The 701-nt window shown below is 56.9% G+C and carries 1 pseudogene; it reads right to left on the bottom strand.

The features are described 5' to 3' along the window. Nucleotides 1-640 (bottom strand): annotated as a pseudogene (locus tag BZK31_RS13185) (IS5 family transposase); the annotation flags it as partial. Between the last annotated feature and the right edge of the window lie 61 nt (nt 641-701).

The raw sequence follows: 701 nt of genomic DNA, 5'->3' as shown, positions 1-701 counted from the left end.
CGCAGCGGGATTACCGGCTGCATCCGGTAACGGTCGCAGTACTGACGCAGGTGTTCTGCGTCATAGCCTTTGTCAGCCAGTAACCAGCGACTACGCTTGCGCGGTCGCCCGGGCTTACCGGGAATTCGCACTTGATTCAGCAGTGGCTGGGCATGGGCAATATCGCTGGCTTGCCCCGGCGAAAGGATGAAGCGCAAGGGAACGCCATTGGCGTCGCAGACCATGTGGATCTTGGTTGTAAGGCCACCTCGACTTCGTCCCAATGCATGATCTAGCGGTTCTTCAGGCCCCCCTTTTTCCCGGCGCCTGAAGAGGCTCGGGTTGCACGTACCGCTGTAGAGTCGATCATCCAGGTGTCCAGATCGATCAGTCCTTCCCGGTTCAGGCGAATGTGCAAGCGCTCCAGTATTCGATCAAACGTACCGTCGTCGCGCCAGTCACGAAAACGTTGATACACCGTCGACCAAGGCCCAAAGCGCTCTGGCAGGTCACGCCAAGCAGCGCCTGAGCATAGGATCCACAAGATCCCATGCAGTACTTGGCGATCATCACTGCGTGGGCGACCTATTTTCTGCTCAGGAGAAACCAGATCCTTGATCAATTCCCACGATACGTCGGAGAGTTCGTAACGCTTTGCCATGCGGGCCTCCAGCCAATCATGGCCGGAATTCTACTCGCACCGACTTTTCGTACAAAACCTA

It is taken from the genome of Pseudomonas floridensis, assembly GCF_002087235.1.
GTDB lineage: Bacteria > Pseudomonadota > Gammaproteobacteria > Pseudomonadales > Pseudomonadaceae > Aquipseudomonas > Aquipseudomonas floridensis.
This window is presented reverse-complemented; position numbering and strand designations above follow the sequence as displayed.